This window comes from Bellilinea sp. (assembly GCF_034432615.1).
Lineage (GTDB): Bacteria > Chloroflexota > Anaerolineae > Anaerolineales > Anaerolineaceae > Bellilinea.
In genome coordinates, this window is sequence record NZ_DAOUBL010000113.1 from 1 (window position 1) to 3,433 (window position 3,433).

3 protein-coding genes are annotated in these 3,433 nt (G+C 51.4%); 2 read left to right on the forward strand and 1 reads right to left on the reverse strand.

Annotated elements, in window-relative coordinates; genetic code table 11:
• Both VAE48_RS05215 and VAE48_RS05220 read left to right on the forward strand, forming a co-directional pair.
• Positions 1–958 (forward strand): ABC transporter ATP-binding protein (locus tag VAE48_RS05215; protein ID WP_322792260.1); only part of this gene is annotated, 958 nt, incomplete at its 5' end.
• The gene (locus tag VAE48_RS05220; RefSeq protein ID WP_322792261.1) at positions 948–2,777 is read left to right on the forward strand and encodes an ABC transporter ATP-binding protein; all 1,830 of its coding nucleotides are present in this window, start codon (positions 948–950) and stop codon (positions 2,775–2,777) included. The genes VAE48_RS05215 and VAE48_RS05220, both read left to right, overlap by 11 nt.
• Before the next feature lie 63 nt (positions 2,778–2,840).
• Here the strand turns inward: VAE48_RS05220 and VAE48_RS05225 are convergent.
• A partial coding sequence (locus VAE48_RS05225) for a hypothetical protein (protein ID WP_322792262.1) occupies positions 2,841–3,433 on the reverse strand: 593 nt, incomplete at its 5' end.

Here is a 3,433-nt window from a genome sequence, read left to right on the forward strand (position 1 = left end):
CGAAATCACCGTTGGCACATTTCTCGCTTATGCCGGTTTGATCGTCTGGATTATTTTTCCGATGCGTAACCTGGGGCGTCTGATCGTCCAGACCTCCACTGGCATGGTTTCTTACAACCGCGTCATGGAGATCATCAGGCAGGATCGCGAGTCACTGGAAACCGGCAAGCACCGACCTAAAAACGATATCCTCGGTAAAATCGAGTTCGAGCAGGTTGGTTTTGCGTATGATGATGGAAACGCAGCCCTCGAAGACATTACCTTCTCCTGTGAGCCGGGACAGGTGGTTGCCTTGTTAGGGTCAACCGGTTCAGGTAAGACCACGCTGGTCAATCTGCTGCCCCGCTTTTATGAATATACCTCAGGCAGAATTTTGCTGGATGACATTGAACTCAAACGCTATCCGCGCCTTTTTCTGCGTCAACAGATTGGCATCGTCGAGCAGGAGCCCTTCCTTTTTTCGCGTACTATTCGCGAAAACATCACCTATGGGGTTGGCAGGGAAGTGCCGCAGTCCGAAGTGGAAGCAGCCGCCAAAGCCGCCGCAATCCACGACATCATCCTCACCTTTGAAAAGGGCTATAACACGCTTGTCGGTGAAAAAGGGGTTACTCTGTCGGGTGGTCAAAAACAACGGGTGGCAATCGCCCGCACCCTGCTGAAAAATCCGCGCATCCTCATTCTGGATGACTCCACCTCCGCAGTTGATACGGAAACCGAAGCTGAAATACGCGAAGCCCTGCAAAACTTAATGAAAGGCCGCACCACCTTCATCATTGCTCACCGCATTCAAAGCATCATGGATGCCGACTTAATCCTTGTGCTGGATAAAGGCCGCATCGTCCAGCGTGGTAAACACAATGACCTGGTACGGCAGGAAGGCATTTACCGCCAGATTTATGAAATCCAGACCCGGATTGATGACGAGCTGGAAAAGGAGATAGCCAGTGTCGCTTGAATATTTTGAAGAAGAAGAATTTAAGACCCAATTTAACGGTCAAACTTTACGCCGCATTCTGGCCTTGACGCGCCCGCACTGGCGCTGGGTGGTCGGCTTTCTGGTCACCATTGCGCTGGTGAGTGGGCTGGATTCGGTTTTCACTTACCTGAGCAAACTGATTATTGACGACGGCATTCTGGCGCAGAACCGCACTGAGTTATATCGTCTGTTGATCATCTACGGTTCATTGGGTTTTGTTCAGGCAAGCGGTGTATTTGGTTTCATTTACCTTGCCGGTGTGTTAGGTGAACGGGTGCGTTATGACCTGCGCCAAAAGATGTTCAACCATCTGCAGGGGCTTTCGCTTTCCTACTTCAGCCGAACGCCGGTTGGCTGGATCATGTCCCGTGTCACTTCAGACAGTGAACGGGTTGCTGATCTGGTTACGTGGGGATTGCTGGATGTTACCTGGGGCTTGATGAACATCATCACCGCCATGGGATTTATGCTGTTCATCAACTGGAAACTGGCGCTAATTGTGCTGGGAATACTGCCGATCTTGTTTTACATTGCCTATGAATTCCGCAAACGGATTCTGGGTGAATTTCGCACCGTGCGCAAGATGAACTCAAAAATCACTGGAGCATTCAACGAAAACATCACCGGCGTGCGGGTCGTAAAAGCGCTGTGCCGCGAGGATGCCAATCTGGAAGAATTCAAAGCCCTGACTGCCGATATGTACCGCTCTTCTTATCGCGCGGCATGGTTGAGCGCCTTGTTTCTACCCAGCGTCCAGCTGGTTTCAGCCATCGCACTGGCTGCCATCGTCTGGTACGGCGGCTGGCAGGTACAGGTGGGTGGCATGACTGTCGGCGGCATTCAAGCCTTCGTTTCGTACGTCACCTTCATGATGTGGCCAATCCAGGATCTGGCACGGGTGTTTGCTGAAATGCAACACGCCATTGCTTCTGGTGAACGTATCTTCTCAATGATTGACGCTGTACCGGATGTCAAAGACCTGCCGGGTGCTTTTGACCCCGGCACAATTCAGGGCGATATCGAGTTTGATAACGTCACTTTCTACTACGATGACGGTGACCAAAAACCCGTTTTGGAAAATTTCTCCTTGTATGTCAAACGTGGTGAAACGATTGCGCTGGTTGGTGAAACCGGTGGCGGCAAGACCACCATCGTCAACCTTTTGTGCCGTTTTTACGAGCCGAAAAAAGGCAGTATCCGCATAGGCGGCAGGGATTACCGTGACTACTCCCTGCATGCCATCCAGTCCCGCATTGGCATGGTGCTTCAAACCCCCCACCTTTTCTCCGGAACGATCCGCGAAAATATCCGTTACGGGCGTCTGGATGCCACGGATGAAGAAATTGTGGAAGCTGCCAAACTGGCCGGCGCGCACGACTTCATCATCAAACTCAAAAAAGGGTATGACGAACAAGTAGGAGAAGGCGGAAATCTGCTTTCCGTTGGTCAAAAGCAGTTAATCAGTCTGGCACGGGCTGTGCTTGCCAAACCGGAAGTGTTCATCATGGACGAAGCCACCAGTTCGGTGGATACCCTGACCGAGGCGTTGATTCAACGCGGAATGGAAACGATGATGAAAGGCCGCACAAGTTTCGTGATTGCCCACCGTCTTTCCACAATCAAACGCGCCAATCGTATTCTGGTCATTGAGCAAGGAAAAATTGCCGAAATGGGCAGCCATGCCGAGTTGTTGCGTAAGCGCGGCAAGTACTACTCCCTGTACACCAAGCAGTTCCGTCATCAAATGGAGCAGGATCTGGATCCCTTCTCACAACCCGAACAACTGGCAACGGCTTGATAGAAAAATCCCCGCCGGGTGGAAAACTGGCGGGGATTTTCTAATGCTGATAACCTCAAGATTTTATGGGGTGATTGTCTGGACTGACGGTACAAACCATACTGCATCCACCGGTCCCTTGCTGTTTTTGTTGGTCACTCCCAAAATGAACTGGACATTCTTTCCCACAAAAGCGCTCAGGTCAAGATCAATTTGCGTCCACTTGCCGTCCAGGGTTTCACTCCATTTACCCAGATTTTCGATGTTGCCGTTGTCAATTCGATAATCCAGACTGAACTGTACGTCACAGGTCGTGTTCCCTTCCAGGCAGGCAACCCAAGCCTTGAAACGGTCTCCACTTTGAATGTTTCGCGCCGGATAGAACCCTTGCATCCAATCATTCGGGTTGGCGAGGTGCATCCAAAGCGCCCGTTCATTTTCCTGACGGCCGCCCTCCATCTTAGGATTGAGCAAGACGGCTGCCCACTGAGCCTCACTTTGACTGACATTGGCGCACGGGCGGGCTACCTTACCAGCATTGCTCGACCACTCGGCCTGACAAATGCTGGCCACAAAGTCCAGAGGATAGATTGCGGAAGGCACATCATCGCTTTTGTAACCGGACACTTTAATACTGACCCAGAAAGGTTTATCCTGATTGTTACCTAGCCCAAAGG